The organism is Rhodovulum marinum (genome assembly GCF_004343075.1).
Lineage (GTDB): Bacteria > Pseudomonadota > Alphaproteobacteria > Rhodobacterales > Rhodobacteraceae > Rhodovulum > Rhodovulum marinum.
Genome location: NZ_SLXP01000003.1, coordinates 101,576 through 116,913 on the forward strand (window position 1 = coordinate 101,576; position 15,338 = coordinate 116,913).

Genomic DNA, 15,338 nt, shown 5'->3' on the forward strand with positions numbered 1-15,338 from the left:
CCTTGAGGCGGGGAACGGATGGACGGGAAGAGAGGGATCCGAAGCGGCCCGGCCCTTGGGACCTGGCCGGGCCGCCCGGGTGCGCCGCTTACTGGTAGCCTTCCGGGAAGGGATCGGGTTCCACCAGGTCGGCGGTTTCGTAGACCACCTCGTACTGGCCGTCGGCCTTGGCGCGGCCGACGCGGGTCTTGGACCAGAGATGGTGGTTTTCGTGGACCTTCACATAGCCCTCGGGCGCGCTGGTCAGTTCGATCCCCGGGGACGCCTCGCGCACCTTGTCGACATCGAAGCTGCCGGCCTTTTCGACGGCGGCCTTCCACAGCCACGGGCCCAGATAGGCGGCCTGGGTGACGTCGCCGATCACCATGTCGTCGCCCCACATCTCCTTGAAGGCCTTGACGAATTCCAGGTTGTTGTCGTTTTCCAGCGACTGGAAGTACTTCATGCAGGCATAGGCGCCCTCGATGTTCTCGCCGCCGATGCCGCGGATCTCGTCCTCGGTCACGGAAATCGTCAGCAGGATCGGTTTCTCCTCGGTCATGTCGATGCCCGCGGCCTTGAGCTGCTTGTAGAAGGCCACGTTCGAGCCGCCGACGACGATGGCGTAGATCACGTCCGGTTTGCGCAGGCGGATCTTGTTGATGACCGAGTTGAACTGGGTGTGGCCGAGCGGATAGTACTCCTCGCCCACGACCTCGCAGCCCTCCATGAAGTTCTCGATATGCTTGCGGGCGATCTTGTTCGAGGTGCGCGGCCAGATGTAGTCGGAGCCAAGCAGGTAGAAGGTCTTGGCGCCCTTGGTCTGGTTGACCCAGTCAAGCCCGGCGATGATCTGCTGGGTGGCCTCTTGCCCGGTGTAGATGACGTTGGGCGACTGTTCGAGGCCCTCGTAGAAGGTCGGGTAGTAGAGAAAGCCGTTATACTGCTCGAATACGGGCAGCACCGCCTTGCGGCTGGCCGAGGTCCAGCAGCCCATGACGGACGCCACCTTGTCGTTGACCAGCAGTTTCTTGGCCTTCTCGGCGAAGGTCGGCCAGTCGGACGCGCCGTCTTCCTGGATGTACTCGATCTTGCGCCCGAGGATGCCGCCCTGGGCGTTGATCTGCTCGATGGCCAGCTTCTCGGCCTGCACGGACCCGGTTTCCGAGATCGCCATAGTGCCGGTCACCGAATGCAGGATGCCGATGGTCACGGTGTCGTCGGTGACAGCCAGCCCCGTGGTGTTGACGGCTGCGGTCGGGAAATCCTGGGCGCGCAGGCCCTTGGGCGCGAACAGCGATGCGGTCAGCGCGGCGCCCCCGGCCAGAACGGCGCGGCGGCTTACACCGGGCATGGTCGGTTTGGAAGAATCTGTCATCTCGCCTCCTTGTCAGGTCAGTCAGGTCCGTTGCGGGAGAACGGCGAGGTGTCTGCCCTCGCCCCTGACAGGAAGGCTCGCAGGAAATGCTGCGCCGCAGTATACGTCGAATGACGTATGGGAGTGCGCGTTTTTCCACCTATGATCCGATTTGTGGAACGTGACCGGTGCCCGGCCCGAGGGCCGTGCAAAGCGCCGGCACCACAGGGGCACAGGCAGCTGCGAGAACGGTCGGCGAGGATTGCCGCAGCGCGGCATCTTTCGTCGGCAGACGATGGGGTGAAGGACGCATGCACGTTCCGTTCAGCGCGACCGGCGGCCGGCGTAGCTATAATCGCTGGGTCGCCAACGAGACGATGGAGGATTTCACGCTGCGCTTCACCGCGCGGCGGGCCCGCCGCTGGAGCCATGCGCGCGTGGCCAACACGGCGCTCGGCTCGATCTCGTTCCTGGCGCTGGAGGCGATCGGCGGCGCGATCACGCTGACCTACGGGTTCGATGCGGCGATCATCGCGATCATGCTGGTGGGCGCGGTGCTGTTCCTGACGGGCCTGCCGATCAGCTATTACGCGGCCCGCTACGGGGTCGATATCGACCTGCTGACCCGGGGGGCGGGGTTCGGCTATATCGGGTCGACCGTGACCTCGCTGATCTATGCCAGCTTCACCTTCATCTTCTTCGCGCTCGAGGCGGCGATCCTGGCGCTGGCGCTGGAGCTGTGTTTCGGGATCCCGGTGACGCTGGGCTATATCCTGTCGGCGCTGGTGGTGATCCCGCTGGTGGTGAACGGGTTTTCCAAGATCTCGGCGTTCCAGACCTGGACCCAGCCGTTCTGGGTGGTGCTGCACCTGATGCCCTTCGTCCTGCTGGCCTGGGCGGGCACCGACCTGTCGGGCTGGACCGGTTATGAGGGCGTCGATGGCAAGGACGGCGCGACGATCCTGATGATCGGGGCGGCGTCGGGTGTCGCGCTGTCGCTGATCGCGCAGATCGGCGAGCAGGTGGATTTCCTGCGCTTCCTGCCCGAGCCGAAAACCGCGGCCGAGCGGCGGCGCTGGTGGGCGGCGCTGCTGGCCGCGGGGCCGGGCTGGTCGGTGCTGGGCGTGACAAAGATGCTGGCGGGGTCGTTCCTGGTGACGCTGGCGGTCGGGGCCGCGGTGCCGCCGAAGGACGCGACCGACCCCACCCGGATGTACCACACCGCCTTCGAACAGGTGCTGTCCTCGCCCGGGCTGGCACTGGCGCTGACGGGCGGTTTCGTTATCCTCAGCCAGCTGAAGATCAACGTGACGAACGCCTATGCGGGTTCGATCGCGTGGTCGAACTTCTTTTCGCGGCTGACCCACAGCCACCCGGGGCGGGTGGTCTGGCTGGTGTTCAACGTGGCCATCGCGCTGATGCTGATGGAACTGGGCGTATTCGGCGCGCTGGAACATATCCTCGGCCTTTACTCCCACGTGGCGCTGGCCTGGATCGGGGCGCTTACCGCAGACCTGGTCATCAACAAGCCGCTGGGCCTGAGCCCCCGGGGGATCGAGTTTCGCCGCGCGCATCTTTACGACGTGAACCCGGTGGGGATCGGCGCGATGGGGGGCGCGGTGATCCTGTCCTTCGTGGCCCATTCGGGGATCATGGGCGAGGTGGCGCAGGCGCTGTCGGCCTTCATCGCGCTGGCGACGGCCTTCGTCATGGCGCCGGTGATCGCGCGCGCCACGGGCGGGCAGTTCTACATCGCCCGCCCCGCCGCCGAGGCCGCGCCGGCGGCCGACACCGGACGCAGCGCCACCTGCGCCTGCAGCATCTGCGAATACCGTTTCGACCCCGAGGACATGACCCATTGCCCGTTCTATGCCGGGCCGATCTGTTCGCTGTGCTGCACGCTGGACAGTTCCTGCCGGGACAGCTGCAAGCCGCATGGGCGCTTTGACGCGATGGTGGTGCGGACGCTGCATGCCGCCCTGCCCGGCCCGCTGGCCCGCGCGTTGATGTCCCGGCTGTCGGTCTTCCTGATCGGCACGACGATCCCGGCGGCGATCTTCGGCGGGCTGCTCTTGCTGATCCGGGCGCATGCGGACAGCCCCGACCTTGACGCGGTGCTGACGGTGATCTTCTGCACCGCGCTGGTGGTCATCGGCGTGATCGCCTGGACCCTGATCCTGGCCATCGAAAGCCAGCACAAGGCCCGCGACGAGGCCGACCTGCAGACCCAGCGCCTGGTGCGGGAAATCCGCGCCCATGACCGCACCGATGCCGCGTTGCAGCGTGCCAAGGAAAAGGCCGAGGCCGCGAACCTGGCCAAGACGCGTTACATGGCGGGCATCAGCCACGAGCTGCGCACGCCGCTGAACGCGATCTACGGCTTTGCGCAGGTGCTGGAGAACGACCCCGCGCTGCCCGCCGGCCGCCGCGACGCGGTGCGCACGATCCGGCGCGGATCGGAACACCTGGCCGGGCTGATCGAGAACCTGCTGGACATTTCCAAGATCGAGGCCGGGCGGCTGGACATCTATCGCGACCGGATCAACCTGCCGATCCTCTTGCGCCACGTCACCGAGATCTTCGAGGCGCCGGCCCGCGAGAAGGGGCTGGATTTCGGCATCCGCACCAGCGGGAACCTGCCCGAATGGATCGATTTCGACGAGAAGCGCCTGCGCCAGATCATCATCAACCTGTTGTCGAACGCGATCCGTTATACCGAGAAGGGCTCGGTCTCGCTGAACCTGCATTACCGCAACGAGGTCGCGGTGATCGAGGTGTGCGACACGGGCATCGGCATCGCCGCGGACCAGTTGGACCGCATCTGGAAGCCGTTCGAACGGCTTTCGGCCAAGGGCGGATCGGGCACCGGGCTGGGGCTGACGATCACCCGTCTTCTGGTCGACATCCTGGGCGGCGAGATCACCGTGGAAAGCACCCCCGGCGAGGGCACGACCTTTCGGGTGCGGCTGATGCTGCCTTCGGTCATGCCCGAAGCCGACCAGCCCCGCGCGGCCTCTGCGGCGCCCGAACGGCTCAAGGCGCGGGGCTATCTGGGGCCGCGCAAGACGATCATGGCGGTCGATGACGACCTGGATCACCTGCGGCTGCTGGATACGGCGCTGAAACCCATCGGGTTCCTGGTGCAGACCGTGCCGGATGCGGAAACCGCGCTGGACATCCTGGACGACTGCGCGCCCGACCTGTTCGTCCTGGATATCGACATGCCGGGGATGGACGGCTGGCAGCTGGCCCGACGGCTGCGCGACCGGCCGGAATACCGCTCGACCCCGATCGTGATGGTGACGGGCCATGCGCTGGAGGCGCGGATGCCGGTCGACCGCGAGGGGCTGTACGATGCCTTCGTGGTCAAGCCCTATTCGCTGCGCGACGTGCTGGTGCGGCTGGCCGACCTGATGAAGATCGAACTGGTCTTCGAGGATCCGTTCGCCGCCGAGGCCGCGCCCGGTGCGCGGCCGCGCCCGCCCGCCCGGCCAGAGGTTCTGACCCGGTTGAAAAGCCTGGCCGGGATCGGCCACGCGGCAGGCGTGCGCCGCGAACTGGACGCGCTGGAAGAGGCCCGCGCGCTGGAACCGGACGCGCTGGCCCGGCTGCGCGACCGGCTGGCCGAGTTCGACATGGCCGGGCTTCAGCGCCTGGTGGAGGAGATGACCCGCGATGCTGCCTGAGACACTTTCCGCGCCGCTGTTGCCCGCCCGCTCGATCGCGCTGGTGATCGACGATGCGCCCGAGACGCTGGGCCTGATCTCGACCGCGCTGGAGGACAACGGGATGACCGTGCTGGTGGCGCGGTCCGGCGCCGAGGGGATCGAACTGGCCCGCCGGGTGCGGCCCGACGTGATCCTGATGGACGCGATGATGCCCGGGATGGACGGGTTCGAGACCTGCCGCGCGCTGAAATCAGGGCCGCGACCCGAGCCCGCGCCGGTGATCTTCATGACCGGACTGACCGAATCCGAGCATATCCTGAAGGGGCTGCGCGCGGGCGGGGTCGATTACATCACCAAGCCGGTGGTGGTGGACGAACTGATCGCGCGGATCATCACCCACGTGCTGAACGCGCGCGCCATAGCCTCGGCGCGCATGGCGCTGGAACAGGCGGGGCAAAGCGTGCTGGCCTTTGCCCCCGACGGGCGGCTGGCCTGGGGCTCGCCGGGGGCGCTGGCGTTGCTGGAAACCGCCGAGGCGCGCGCCCTGGTCGCCGAAGGCCGCGCCAGCGCGCCGTTGGCCCGCTGGCTGGCGGGGCTGGCCGAACAGCCGATATCGACCGCCCAGCCTTTTGCCGGGTCCGGGTTCGCATTGAAATACCTGGGCCAGAATCCCGGCGAGATCATGGTACGGATCAAGCGCCATGCCGAGGGCGAGAACGAGTCCCTGCTGGCCGAGGCCTTCGGGCTGACCGACCGCGAGGCCGAGGTGCTGTTCTGGCTGACCCGCGGCAAGACCAACCGCGACATCGCCGAAATCCTGGAACTCAGCGCGCGGACGGTGAACAAGCACCTGGAACAGGTGTTCCACAAGATGGGCGTGGACAACCGCACCTCGGCCGCGGTGATCGCCGACCGGCTGCTGAACGCCTGAGCGGGCACATCAGCCCGGGCCGCCCACGTCCTGCGGCGCGACCGAGACGGATTTCACGACGGCATGCACGGCAACGCCCGGCTCCAGCCCCAGCGCCTGGGCCGAACGGCGGGTGATCCGCGAAAGCACCCGGCCCGCGGGCGTATCCAGCGCCACCATCGCGCCCGGCCCCCCGCGGCTGCGCACCTCGTGCACGGTGCCGGGCAGGATGTTCAGCGCCGACAGCCCCTCGGGCCGGGTCCGCGCCAGAAGCACGTCATGGGCGGCGATGCGCACGCGCACCGGGCTGCCGGGCGCCAGATCGGTGCGCGGCAGGAACAGGGGAACACCGCCCGCGGAAAGTTCGGTCAGCCCGTCGGCATGGTGCGCCACCACCCGGGCCGCGATCACCGCGCCGGCCTCGCGCGCGCCGGCGGGCGTCACGGACGGATCGCCCAGCACCTGGGCCGCGGGGCCCTGGCGCAGGACGCGGCCGTCTTTCAGCGCGACGACGGTGGTGGCCAGCCGGGCCACCTCGTAGGCCGAGTGGCTGACATAGAGGATCGGCACCGACACCTCGTCGCGCAGCCGTTCGAAATAGGGCAGGATCTCGGCCTTGCGGTCCTCGTCGAGCGCGGCGAGCGGTTCGTCGGCCAGGATCAGGCGCGGCGCGGACAACAGCGCGCGCCCGATCGCGACGCGTTGTTTCTCTCCCCCCGAAAGCGCGCCGGGGCGGCGGTCGAGCAAATGACCGATGCCCAGCAGATCGACGACATGGCCCATGTCCTCGCGCGGGGCGTCCTTGGGCGCGAACCAGCGGCCGAACAGCAGGTTCTGGCGCACCGTCAGGTGCGGGAACAGCCGCCCCTCCTGGAAAATATAGCCCAGCCTGCGGCGATGCGTCGGCAGGCGGCGGCCGCGGGCGGTGTCCAGCAATATCCAGTCGCCCGCGGCGATGCGGCCCTCGTCGGGGCGCAACAGGCCCGCGACCGCGTTCACGATCGTCGTCTTGCCCGAGCCAGACCGGCCGAACAGCACCGTGACGCCCGGCGGCGCCTCGAAGCGCACGTCCAGTGCAAATCCCGGGAAGGCGTGGCGCAGCGTGACCTGCAGCATCAGCCGCCCCCCACGCGCCGGGCGACCCGGCGCCCGATCACCTCGGACAGCAGGAGCGCGGCCATCGCCACGGCGACCGACACCAGGACCAGCCGCATAGCGGCCCCCTCGCCGCCCGGCACCTGGAGGAAGGCATAGATCGCGGACGGGACGGTGCGGGTCTGGCCGGGGATGTTCGACACGAAGGTGATCGTCGCACCGAATTCACCCATCGCCTTGGCGAAGGCCAGGATCGCGCCCGCGACGATGCCGGGCAGGATCATCGGCAGGGTCACGGTCAGGAACACCCAGAGCGGCGAGGCCCCCAGCGTCGCCCCCGCCTGTTCGAGTTTCGGGTCCACTGCCTCGATCGACAGGCGGATCGCACGGACCATCAGCGGGAAGGCCATGACACCCGCGGCCAGCGCCGCCCCCGTCCAGCGAAAGGCGAAGACGATGCCAAGATCGGCCAGCGGGCCGCCCACCGGCCCCCGGGTGCCGAAGGTCAGCAGCAGCAGGTAGCCCGTGACCACCGGCGGCAGGATCAGCGGCAGGTGGACGAGGCCGTTCAAGAGTTGCCGCCCGGGGAATGTCCAGCGCGCAAGGGCATAGGCCGTGAACACGCCCAGGGGCAGGCTGACCAGCGTGGCCCAGAAGGCGACGCGCAGCGACAGCGCCACCGCCTGCCATTCCTCGGGGCCCAGCCAGTCGCCCAAGCGCCTACTCCGCCAGCATGGTGAAGCCCTGCCGTTCGAAGGCGGCGCGCGCCTCGGGGCCGGTGAGGTAGGCCATGAACGCCGCCTCGGCCGCGGTGTCTCGGTTGGCCAGGTCGGCGGCGGGATAGACGATGGGGGGGTGGCTGTCGGCGGGGAAGGTGCCGATCACGCGGACCCGGTCCTCGGCGGCGGCATCGGTCGCGTAGACGATGCCGAGCGGCGCCTCGCCGGCGGCCACCAGCGCCAGTGCGGCGCGGACGTTGTCGGTTTGCGCGACCTGCGGCGCGATCCCGTCCCAAAGCCCCAGGCTGTCGAGCGCGGCCTTGCCGTAGATGCCGGCGGGCACCGCGTCGACCAGCGCCATGGCCAGGCGCCCCTCGCCCAGAAGGCCCGCAAGGTCGAGGTCCGGGGCGATCTCGACCGGGGTGGTGTCGGCGTCATGGGCGATCAGGACGATCGCGTTGGAGAGAAGGTCGCGGCGCGTGCCGGGTTCGACCAGCCCGTCGGCCACGAGCGCGTCCATCCAGCCCGGGTTGGCCGAGATGAAGATATCGGCGGGTGCGCCCTGCTGGATTTGCCGCGCCAGCGCCGACGAGGCGGCCAGCGACACGGTCAAGGCGTGCCCGGTCGCGGCCTCGAACCCGGTTTCGATCTCGGCCATGGCGTTGGCGAGGCTGGCGGCGGCGAAGACGGTGACATCGTCCGCGGCGGCCTGCAGGGGGAAAAGCGCGGTGGTCATGGCAAGGGCCAGGGCGGCGGTACGGGACAGGAACGGGCGGACGGGCATCGGGGGCGGCCTTTGCTGGTTATGGTCTGAAAAACATATCGCAGCGCTCCAACGATCCGGCAAGCGTTATTTTCCTTCGGACATATCCCTGAGCATCGACTGGATCGTTCCGATCCGCGCGGCCCCGGCCTCGGCGGTGATTTCCTCGAGCTTGCGGTAATTGGCCAGCACGGTTTCACCGGCCTCGGTCAGGCGCGCGCCCCCGCCGCGCGCCCCGCCCCGCGTGCTGTCGACCAGGGGATCGCGGAAGGCGTTATTCATCTCTTCCACCAGTGACCAGGCGCGCTTGTAGCTCATCGCCATGGCGCGGCCCGCCGCGGCGATGGACCCGGTCTCGCGGATACCTTCCAGCAGGTCGGCCTTGCCGGGGCCCAGCATCGCGTCGGCGCCGAACACGATCCGGATCCGCAGGCTGGGGGTCTGGTCTGGAGGGGGTGCCGCGCGTGCCATGGCCCCGGTATGCCAGCAGCACCGCGCCGCGCGCAAGCGCTACGCGCGGCCGCCCAGCGGCCCGTCATGGCAGCCATAGAGCGCCGCACCGTCATGGGCACGGTCGACATGTTCGAATTCCAGCGTCGAGTGGCCGATCCCGAAGCGGTCCGCCAGCATGGCCTTGATTGCGGCCTTGACCGTCTCTTGCGCGGGCCAGCCCGCCCCGGTCAGCACCACGTGGCAGTCGAGCGCGGCCGCATGTTCCTGCATCTGCCAGAAATGCACGTGGTGCACGCCCGCCACGCCCTCGACCGCGCAAACCGCCGCGATCACCTCGGCATTGTCGATATGGTCGGGGCTGCCCAGCATCAGGGTGCGGATCGGGCCGCCGATCTCGGACAAGGCGAGGTAAAGGATGTAAAGCGCGATGCCGATGGTCACCAGCGGGTCGACCAGGCGCCAGTCATAGAGCAGGATCAGCGCGCCACCCACCATGACCGCGACCGAGGCCAGCGCATCGGAAACGTTGTGCAGGAACAGCGCGCGGATGTTCACGCGGTGCCTTTGCATCGACCAGGTCAGCGCATCCACCGCCAGCGCCACGCCGGCCACGATGACCACGGTCCATCCGCCGACCTGGGGCGGGTCCACGATCCGCATGGCGCCTTCGTAGATCAGGAACAGCCCCAGCAGGACCAACGTGGTGTAGTTGATCAGCGCGGCGACGATCTCGATCCGGCCATAGCCGAAGGTCATGGCGGCATCGGCCGGGCGGCGGGCCAGCTTGCGCGCGCCATAAGCGATGACCAGCGCGGCCATGTCCGAGAAATCGTGCACCGCGTCGGCGATCAGCGCAAGGCTGCCCGAGGCCAGTCCACCGGCGATCTGCGCCAGCGTCAGAAGGCCGCTCGCCCAGATCGCAAGCGACACCCGGCGGTCGCCGCTGGCGGGGTCGAGATGGGCATGGGCGTGATCGTGGGGCATGCACGGCGGGCCGTGGCTGTCTGCCCGGCGGCGGGTCAGCCGGGCAGGATGCCCAGCCGTTCGCGCATGAAGGCCAGCGCCACCGACAGGCCGTCGGGGGCGATGCCGTGGCCGGTGCCCTTCATGATATGGGCGTAGACGTCGAAACCCGCCGCACTCAGCGCGTTGCCTGCCTCGGGCAGGGCTTCGGGTGGCACAACGTCGTCGGCATCGCCATGGACCAGCAGAACGGGGGGGCGGGCGACCATTTCATCGGCCAGCAGTTCGGGCGCCAGAAGCCGCCCCGAAAAGCCGACGATGCCCGCATAGGCCGGCGCGCGCCGCGCGCCCACGTGCAGCGCCATCATGGTGCCCTGGGAAAACCCCAGGAGAATCGTCTGGCGCGGGCCGACCCCCTCGTCCTCGGCGACGCGGTCGAGCCAGGCGTTCAGGTCGTCGACGGCGCGCATCATGCCCGCCTCGCTCTGCTCCTCGGAGGAGCCGTCGATCCAGGGGATCGGGAACCACTGATAGCCGAAGGGCACCCCGGCACAGGCCTCGGGCGCATCGGGAGACAGGAACGCGGTGCCCGGCATGTGCGGGGCGAGCGGCTCGGCCAGCCCCAGCAGGTCCGCCCCGTTCGCGCCGTAGCCGTGCAGGAAAATCACCAGCCGCTCGGCCTCGCCCTTGGCCGCGCCCGCGCGGCCCGCCTCCAGAACGCGTGTCACCTGATACCCTCCCGGTCTTTCGCCACACGGTAGTAGGCCCAGAGCGCGCGCGCGGCAACCGCCCGCCAGGGCGCCCAGGGTTCGGCCATATCGCGCAGGGCGCGTTCTTTCGGCCGTTCGGGCAAGTCGAACAGGAGCCGCGCCGATTCCTGAAGCGCGAGGTCGGCGGGGGCGAAGACATCGGCGCGGCCGAGCGAGAACATCGCGTAGATCTCGGCGGTCCAGCGGCCGATTCCGGGCACCTCGACCAGGCGGGCCACGACCTGCTCGGTCGGGGCCGCGCGCAGCGCAGCATAGTCGATCCCCGCCCCGGCCAGCGCGCGGGCATAGCGGATTTTATGGCGCGACAGCCCGCAGGCGCGCAGATCCTCCTCGGTCGCTGCGGCGATCGCGTCGGGTTCGGTCAGCCCCGCCGCCTGCAAACGGCCCCAGATCGCATCGGCCGCGGCGACCGAGACCTGCTGGCTGACGATGGCCGAGAGGAGCGCATCGAACCCGTCCGTCCGCCGCCGCAGCGGCAGCGGGCCGGTCAGCGCCAGCGCCCGTTCGAAGCGCGGCTCGACACGGACCAGATGCGCCGCGCCCTCGGCCAGGCAGTCATGGGTTCGGATGATCCGTTCGGACATGGGGGCGAGCATAGGCCAGGACTGCGGGGCGGCAACAGGCTCGGCCGGATGCGGCGAGGTTGCGCCCCGGCAATGGCAGCCGCGACCGGCCGGGGGCGCTGCCCCCGGACCCCCGGGGTATTTGCACCAAGAAGAAGCAGGGGCGCGAGAGGGGAGGCGGTGGATGCGCGCCCCCTTTCCAGCCCGCGCGCCGCGCGCTAGGGAATGCGCATGACCGACGCCGCCCAGCCCCTGCCCGACGCCCGCGCCCGGAAGAACGTCACCATTCTCGTGGCCGCGCAGGCGCTCTTGGGCGCGCAGATGCCGATGATCTTCACCATTGGCGGGCTGGCGGGCCAAAGCCTGGCGCCGAACCCGTGCTGGGCGACGCTGCCGCTGTCGCTGATCGTGCTGGGTTCGATGCTGACCGCGGCGCCGCTGGCGGCGCTGATGCAGCGGTTCGGGCGGCGCGCGGGGTTCATCCTGGGCACGCTGGGGGGCGCGGCCGGTGGAGCGGTAGGGGCGCTGGGCCTGGTTCAGGGGTCGTTTCCGCTGTTCCTTGCGGGCAGCTTCCTGACCGGCATCTACCTGTCGGCGCAGGGGTTCTATCGTTTTGCCGCCGCCGACACGGCCGCGGGCGATTTCCAGCCCAAGGCGATTTCCTACGTCCTGGCGGGCGGGCTGGCGGCCGCGATCATCGGGCCGCAACTGGTCAAGGTGACCGCCGAGGCGATGGTGGTGCCCTTCCTGGGCACATACCTGGCAGTGATCGCGATCAACATCGCCGGGCCGATCCTGTTCCTGTTCCTCGACATTCCGCGCCCGCCCGTGCGCGACCCGGCGCATCATCACGGCCGCACCCGGGCCGAGATGTTGCGCGACCCGGCCATCGCGGTGGCGATCATCTGCGCTATGGTGTCCTACGCGCTGATGAACCTGGTGATGACCTCGACCCCCCTGGCGGTGGTGGGCTGCGGATTCGAGACCGGGATCGCCGCCGATATCGTAACCGCGCATGTTCTGGCGATGTATGTGCCCAGTTTCTTTACCGGGCACCTGATCGCGCGGCATGGGGCGCAGCGGATCGTGGCCCTGGGCCTGGCGATTCTGGCCGCGGCGGGGGGCGTCGCCCTGACCGGGGTCGCGCTGGAGCAGTTCTTCGTGGCGCTGATCCTGCTGGGTGTGGGCTGGAATTTCGGCTTCATCGGGGCGACCGCGATGCTGGCGCAGGCCCATGGCCCCGAGGAACGCGGCGCGGTGCAGGGGATGAACGATCTGCTGGTCTTCGGCGGCGTGACGATGGCGTCGCTGGCCTCGGGGGGGTTGATGAACTGTTCCGGCGGGTCCGCGGAACAGGGCTGGGTCGCGGTGAACCTGGCGATGGTGCCATTCCTGGCACTGGCGGGGGGCGCGCTGATCTGGCTGGTGATGCGGCCCCGCGAGGCCGGTTAGGCCGGGCCGGTGTGCAGCGCCCGGGATAGCGCGAAGACCGGCCTTTCCCCGCGGCAAATGTACCGCCGCGGCGCCCCAGAAAAACACTTGCGCCCGGTCAGAATCGCAGTATGTTCCCGGCCTCGCTTGCACGATGGGTTGGACGCCGCGCGGAGACGCGCCGAGAGACGCGCTTTCCCAAAAAAGAACACCACCGGGCCCTGGCCCCGAAGGATCGAGGTTGAGACATGGCTGTCCCTCAGAACAAAGTCACGCGGTCCCGCCGCAACAATCGCCGCTCGCATGACTCGCTGGTTCCGGGCAACCCGGCCGAGTGCTCGAACTGCGGCGAACTGAAACGCCCCCACCACGTCTGCGCGGCCTGCGGCCACTATGACGATCGCGAGATCGTGGCCCAGACCGACGAGTTCGACCTGGACGAAGACGACGCGGCCTGACGCCCGAAATCGGGCCCGCGCGTCGACCATGAATACAGATCACCGTCAGGAGCCGCGCCGCGAGGCCCCGCGCACCGTCATTTCGGTGGACGCGATGGGTGGCGATAACGGCCCCTCTGCCGTGGTGGCCGGCCTGGCCAAGGCCGCCACCAAGAATCCCGACATCCGGTTCATCCTGCATGGCCGGCGCGACGAGCTGGAACGGCTGGTCGCGCGCCGGCGTGTGCTGGAGGACCGGATCGAGATCCGCGACGCCGCCGAGGTTGTCACCATGGACGCCAAGCCCAGCCACGTGATGCGGCATGGCCAGGGTACCTCGATGTGGTCGGCGATCGACAGCGTGCGCAATGGCGAGGCGCCGGTCTGCGTGTCCTGCGGCAACACCGGCGCGCTGATGTTGCTGTCGATCATGCGGCTGAAGAAGCTGCCCGGCGTGAACCGCCCGGCGATCGCCTGCCTGTGGCCGTCCCGCAGCCCGCAGGGGTTCAACGTGATGCTGGACGTGGGCGCGGATGTGCGCGCCGATGAACACGACCTGCTGCAATACGCGCTGATGGGAGCGTCCTATGCCCGCAACGGCCTGGGCCTGGAGCGGCCGCGGGTCGGCATCCTGAATGTCGGCACCGAAGAGAACAAGGGCCGGGCCGAACTGAAGGCCGCCCATGACCTGATCGAGAACGCGGCCGGAACCGGTAATTTCGAGTTCGTGGGCTTCGTCGAGGGGGGCGATATCCCGTCCGACCATGTCGACGTGATCGTCACCGACGGGTTTACCGGCAATATCGCGCTGAAGACCGGCGAGGGCACCGCGCGCCTGATCGGGGATTTCATGCGCGAGGCGTTCAAGGCGACGCCGCTGTCGCGGATCGCGGCGCTTCTGGCGCTGACCTCGCTGAACCGGCTGAAGAAACGGATCGACCCGCGCCGGGTGAATGGCGGCGTTTTCCTGGGGCTGAACGGCACGGTGGTGAAATCGCACGGCGCGTCGGATGCGACCGGCGTGGCGGCGGCCGTGCGGCTGGCCTTCGAACTGGCGCAGTCGGGCTTTACCGAGCGGCTGGCCGCGCGGGTTGCATCCGCCGGCGGCCCGGTCCACGATGCGCCTCGGGACGTGGCCGGGGGCGAGCGGTAGGAATGGTAACAAGGGCCATTGTCAGGGGTGTAGGGCATTACCTGCCGGCGCGCGTCGTCGAGAATGCCGAATTCGAAAAGACCCTGGAGACGTCGGACGAGTGGATCCGTACCCGCTCGGGCATCGAACGGCGCCATTTCGCCGCCGAGGGCGAGACGACCTCTGCCATGGCGATCCGCGCGGCGCAGGCGGCGTTGGCCGATGCGGGCCTGACCCCTGACGATATCGACGCAATCGTTCTGGCCACTTCGACCGCCGATCTGACCTTTCCGTCCTGCGCGACCATGGTGCAGGCGGGGCTGGGCATGACGCGCGGCTTTGCCTTTGACGTTCAGGCGGTTTGCGCGGGGTTCGTTTTCGCTCTGTCGACGGCCAATGCGATGATCGCCACCGGCCAGGCGGCCCGCGTCATGGTGATCGGCGCCGAGACGTTCAGCCGGATCATGGACTGGCAGGATCGCGGCACCTGCGTGCTGTTCGGGGATGGCGCGGGCGCGCTGATCCTTGAGGCGGCCGAGGGCGCGGGCGGGTCGGATGATCGCGGGGTGCTGGCGGTCGACCTGCATTCCGACGGGCGCCACCGCGAGATCCTGTATGTCGATGGCGGCACCTCGACCGGGACGACCGGCTATCTGCGGATGCTGGGCAAGGAAGTGTTCCGCCACGCGGTCGAGAAGCTGGCCGACACCGCCCATGCCGCGTTGCACAAGGCCGGGCTGACGGGCGCCGATGTCGACTGGCTGGTGCCGCACCAGGCGAACCTGCGGATCATCAAGGCGACCGCCCAGCGGTTGCAACTGCCGATGGACCGCGTGATCGTCACCGTGCAGGACCATGGCAACACCTCGGCCGCGTCGATCCCGCTGGCGTTGTCGGTGGGCAAGGCCGAGGGCAAGATCCGGCCCGGCGACCTGGTCGTGACCGAGGCAATCGGTGGCGGACTGGCCTGGGGATCGGTCGTTCTGCGCTGGTGACCCGTCCCGCGCAAAACGCCCCAGCCCCGGCGTTGCTGTTGACTCGGAAATTCGTTTGTCTCTAAGGTCTTGTGCAGACGGGGATTTTCGGATCGCATTGGAG

Annotated in this window: 14 protein-coding genes; 6 read left to right on the forward strand and 8 right to left on the reverse strand. The window is 69.0% G+C overall.

Features of this window, described 5'->3' with window-relative positions; genetic code table 11:
* Positions 1-88: 88 nt before the first annotated feature.
* On the reverse strand, positions 89-1,357 hold the full coding sequence (gene urtA, locus EV662_RS06450; protein ID WP_132461340.1) for an urea ABC transporter substrate-binding protein: 1,269 nt from the start codon (positions 1,355-1,357) through the stop codon (positions 89-91).
* A gap of 290 nt (positions 1,358-1,647) precedes the next feature.
* Between urtA and EV662_RS06455 the strand changes: the two genes are divergently transcribed.
* Positions 1,648-5,022, forward strand: coding sequence for a hybrid sensor histidine kinase/response regulator (locus EV662_RS06455; RefSeq protein ID WP_132461341.1), 3,375 nt, complete (start codon positions 1,648-1,650; stop codon positions 5,020-5,022).
* The gene (locus EV662_RS06460) at positions 5,012-5,935 is read left to right on the forward strand and encodes a response regulator transcription factor (protein WP_132461342.1); all 924 of its coding nucleotides are present in this window, start codon (positions 5,012-5,014) and stop codon (positions 5,933-5,935) included. Before EV662_RS06455 ends, EV662_RS06460 begins: the two co-directional genes overlap by 11 nt.
* 9 nt (positions 5,936-5,944) lie before the next feature.
* Here the strand turns inward: EV662_RS06460 and modC are convergent, their stop codons facing one another.
* The 7 genes from modC to EV662_RS06495 form a co-directional block, all read right to left on the reverse strand.
* The gene (gene modC / locus EV662_RS06465) at positions 5,945-7,030 is read right to left on the reverse strand and encodes a molybdenum ABC transporter ATP-binding protein (protein ID WP_132461343.1); all 1,086 of its coding nucleotides are present in this window, start codon (positions 7,028-7,030) and stop codon (positions 5,945-5,947) included.
* On the reverse strand, positions 7,030-7,725 hold the full coding sequence (gene modB / locus EV662_RS06470; protein WP_132461344.1) for a molybdate ABC transporter permease subunit: 696 nt from the start codon (positions 7,723-7,725) through the stop codon (positions 7,030-7,032). The genes modC and modB overlap by 1 nt, the downstream gene beginning before the upstream one ends.
* Before the next feature lie 4 nt (positions 7,726-7,729).
* Complete coding sequence (gene modA / locus EV662_RS06475; protein ID WP_132461345.1) at positions 7,730-8,512, reverse strand: molybdate ABC transporter substrate-binding protein; 783 nt, start codon at positions 8,510-8,512, stop codon at positions 7,730-7,732.
* A gap of 66 nt (positions 8,513-8,578) precedes the next feature.
* On the reverse strand, positions 8,579-8,962 hold the full coding sequence (locus EV662_RS06480) for a winged helix-turn-helix domain-containing protein (RefSeq protein ID WP_243695792.1): 384 nt from the start codon (positions 8,960-8,962) through the stop codon (positions 8,579-8,581).
* A 39-nt stretch (positions 8,963-9,001) separates the two neighbouring features.
* Positions 9,002-9,928 (reverse strand): cation diffusion facilitator family transporter, encoded by a 927-nt coding sequence (locus EV662_RS06485; RefSeq protein ID WP_132461346.1) that lies wholly within the window; start codon positions 9,926-9,928, stop codon positions 9,002-9,004.
* Positions 9,929-9,963: 35 nt separating this feature from the next.
* Positions 9,964-10,635 (reverse strand): alpha/beta hydrolase, encoded by a 672-nt coding sequence (locus EV662_RS06490; protein ID WP_132461347.1) that lies wholly within the window; start codon positions 10,633-10,635, stop codon positions 9,964-9,966.
* A complete protein-coding gene (locus EV662_RS06495; protein ID WP_132461348.1) occupies positions 10,632-11,261 on the reverse strand; it encodes a DNA-3-methyladenine glycosylase family protein in 630 nt (209 codons plus the stop codon). The genes EV662_RS06490 and EV662_RS06495 overlap by 4 nt, the downstream gene beginning before the upstream one ends.
* 210 nt (positions 11,262-11,471) lie before the next feature.
* On the opposite strand from EV662_RS06495, the gene EV662_RS06500 reads away from it, so the two are divergent.
* The 4 genes from EV662_RS06500 to EV662_RS06515 all read left to right on the forward strand — a co-directional run bounded on the left by EV662_RS06500 (position 11,472) and on the right by EV662_RS06515 (position 15,235).
* Complete coding sequence (locus tag EV662_RS06500; protein WP_132461349.1) at positions 11,472-12,692, forward strand: MFS transporter; 1,221 nt, start codon at positions 11,472-11,474, stop codon at positions 12,690-12,692.
* Between the two features lie 227 nt (positions 12,693-12,919).
* The gene (gene rpmF, locus EV662_RS06505) at positions 12,920-13,129 is read left to right on the forward strand and encodes a 50S ribosomal protein L32 (RefSeq protein ID WP_132461350.1); all 210 of its coding nucleotides are present in this window, start codon (positions 12,920-12,922) and stop codon (positions 13,127-13,129) included.
* A gap of 28 nt (positions 13,130-13,157) precedes the next feature.
* Positions 13,158-14,261 carry a phosphate acyltransferase PlsX gene (plsX, locus tag EV662_RS06510; protein ID WP_132461351.1) on the forward strand — a complete coding sequence of 368 codons (1,104 nt, stop codon included), beginning with the start codon at positions 13,158-13,160 and terminating at the stop codon, positions 14,259-14,261.
* A gap of 2 nt (positions 14,262-14,263) precedes the next feature.
* Positions 14,264-15,235 (forward strand): beta-ketoacyl-ACP synthase III, encoded by a 972-nt coding sequence (locus EV662_RS06515; protein WP_132461352.1) that lies wholly within the window; start codon positions 14,264-14,266, stop codon positions 15,233-15,235.
* Positions 15,236-15,338: the final 103 nt, after the last annotated feature.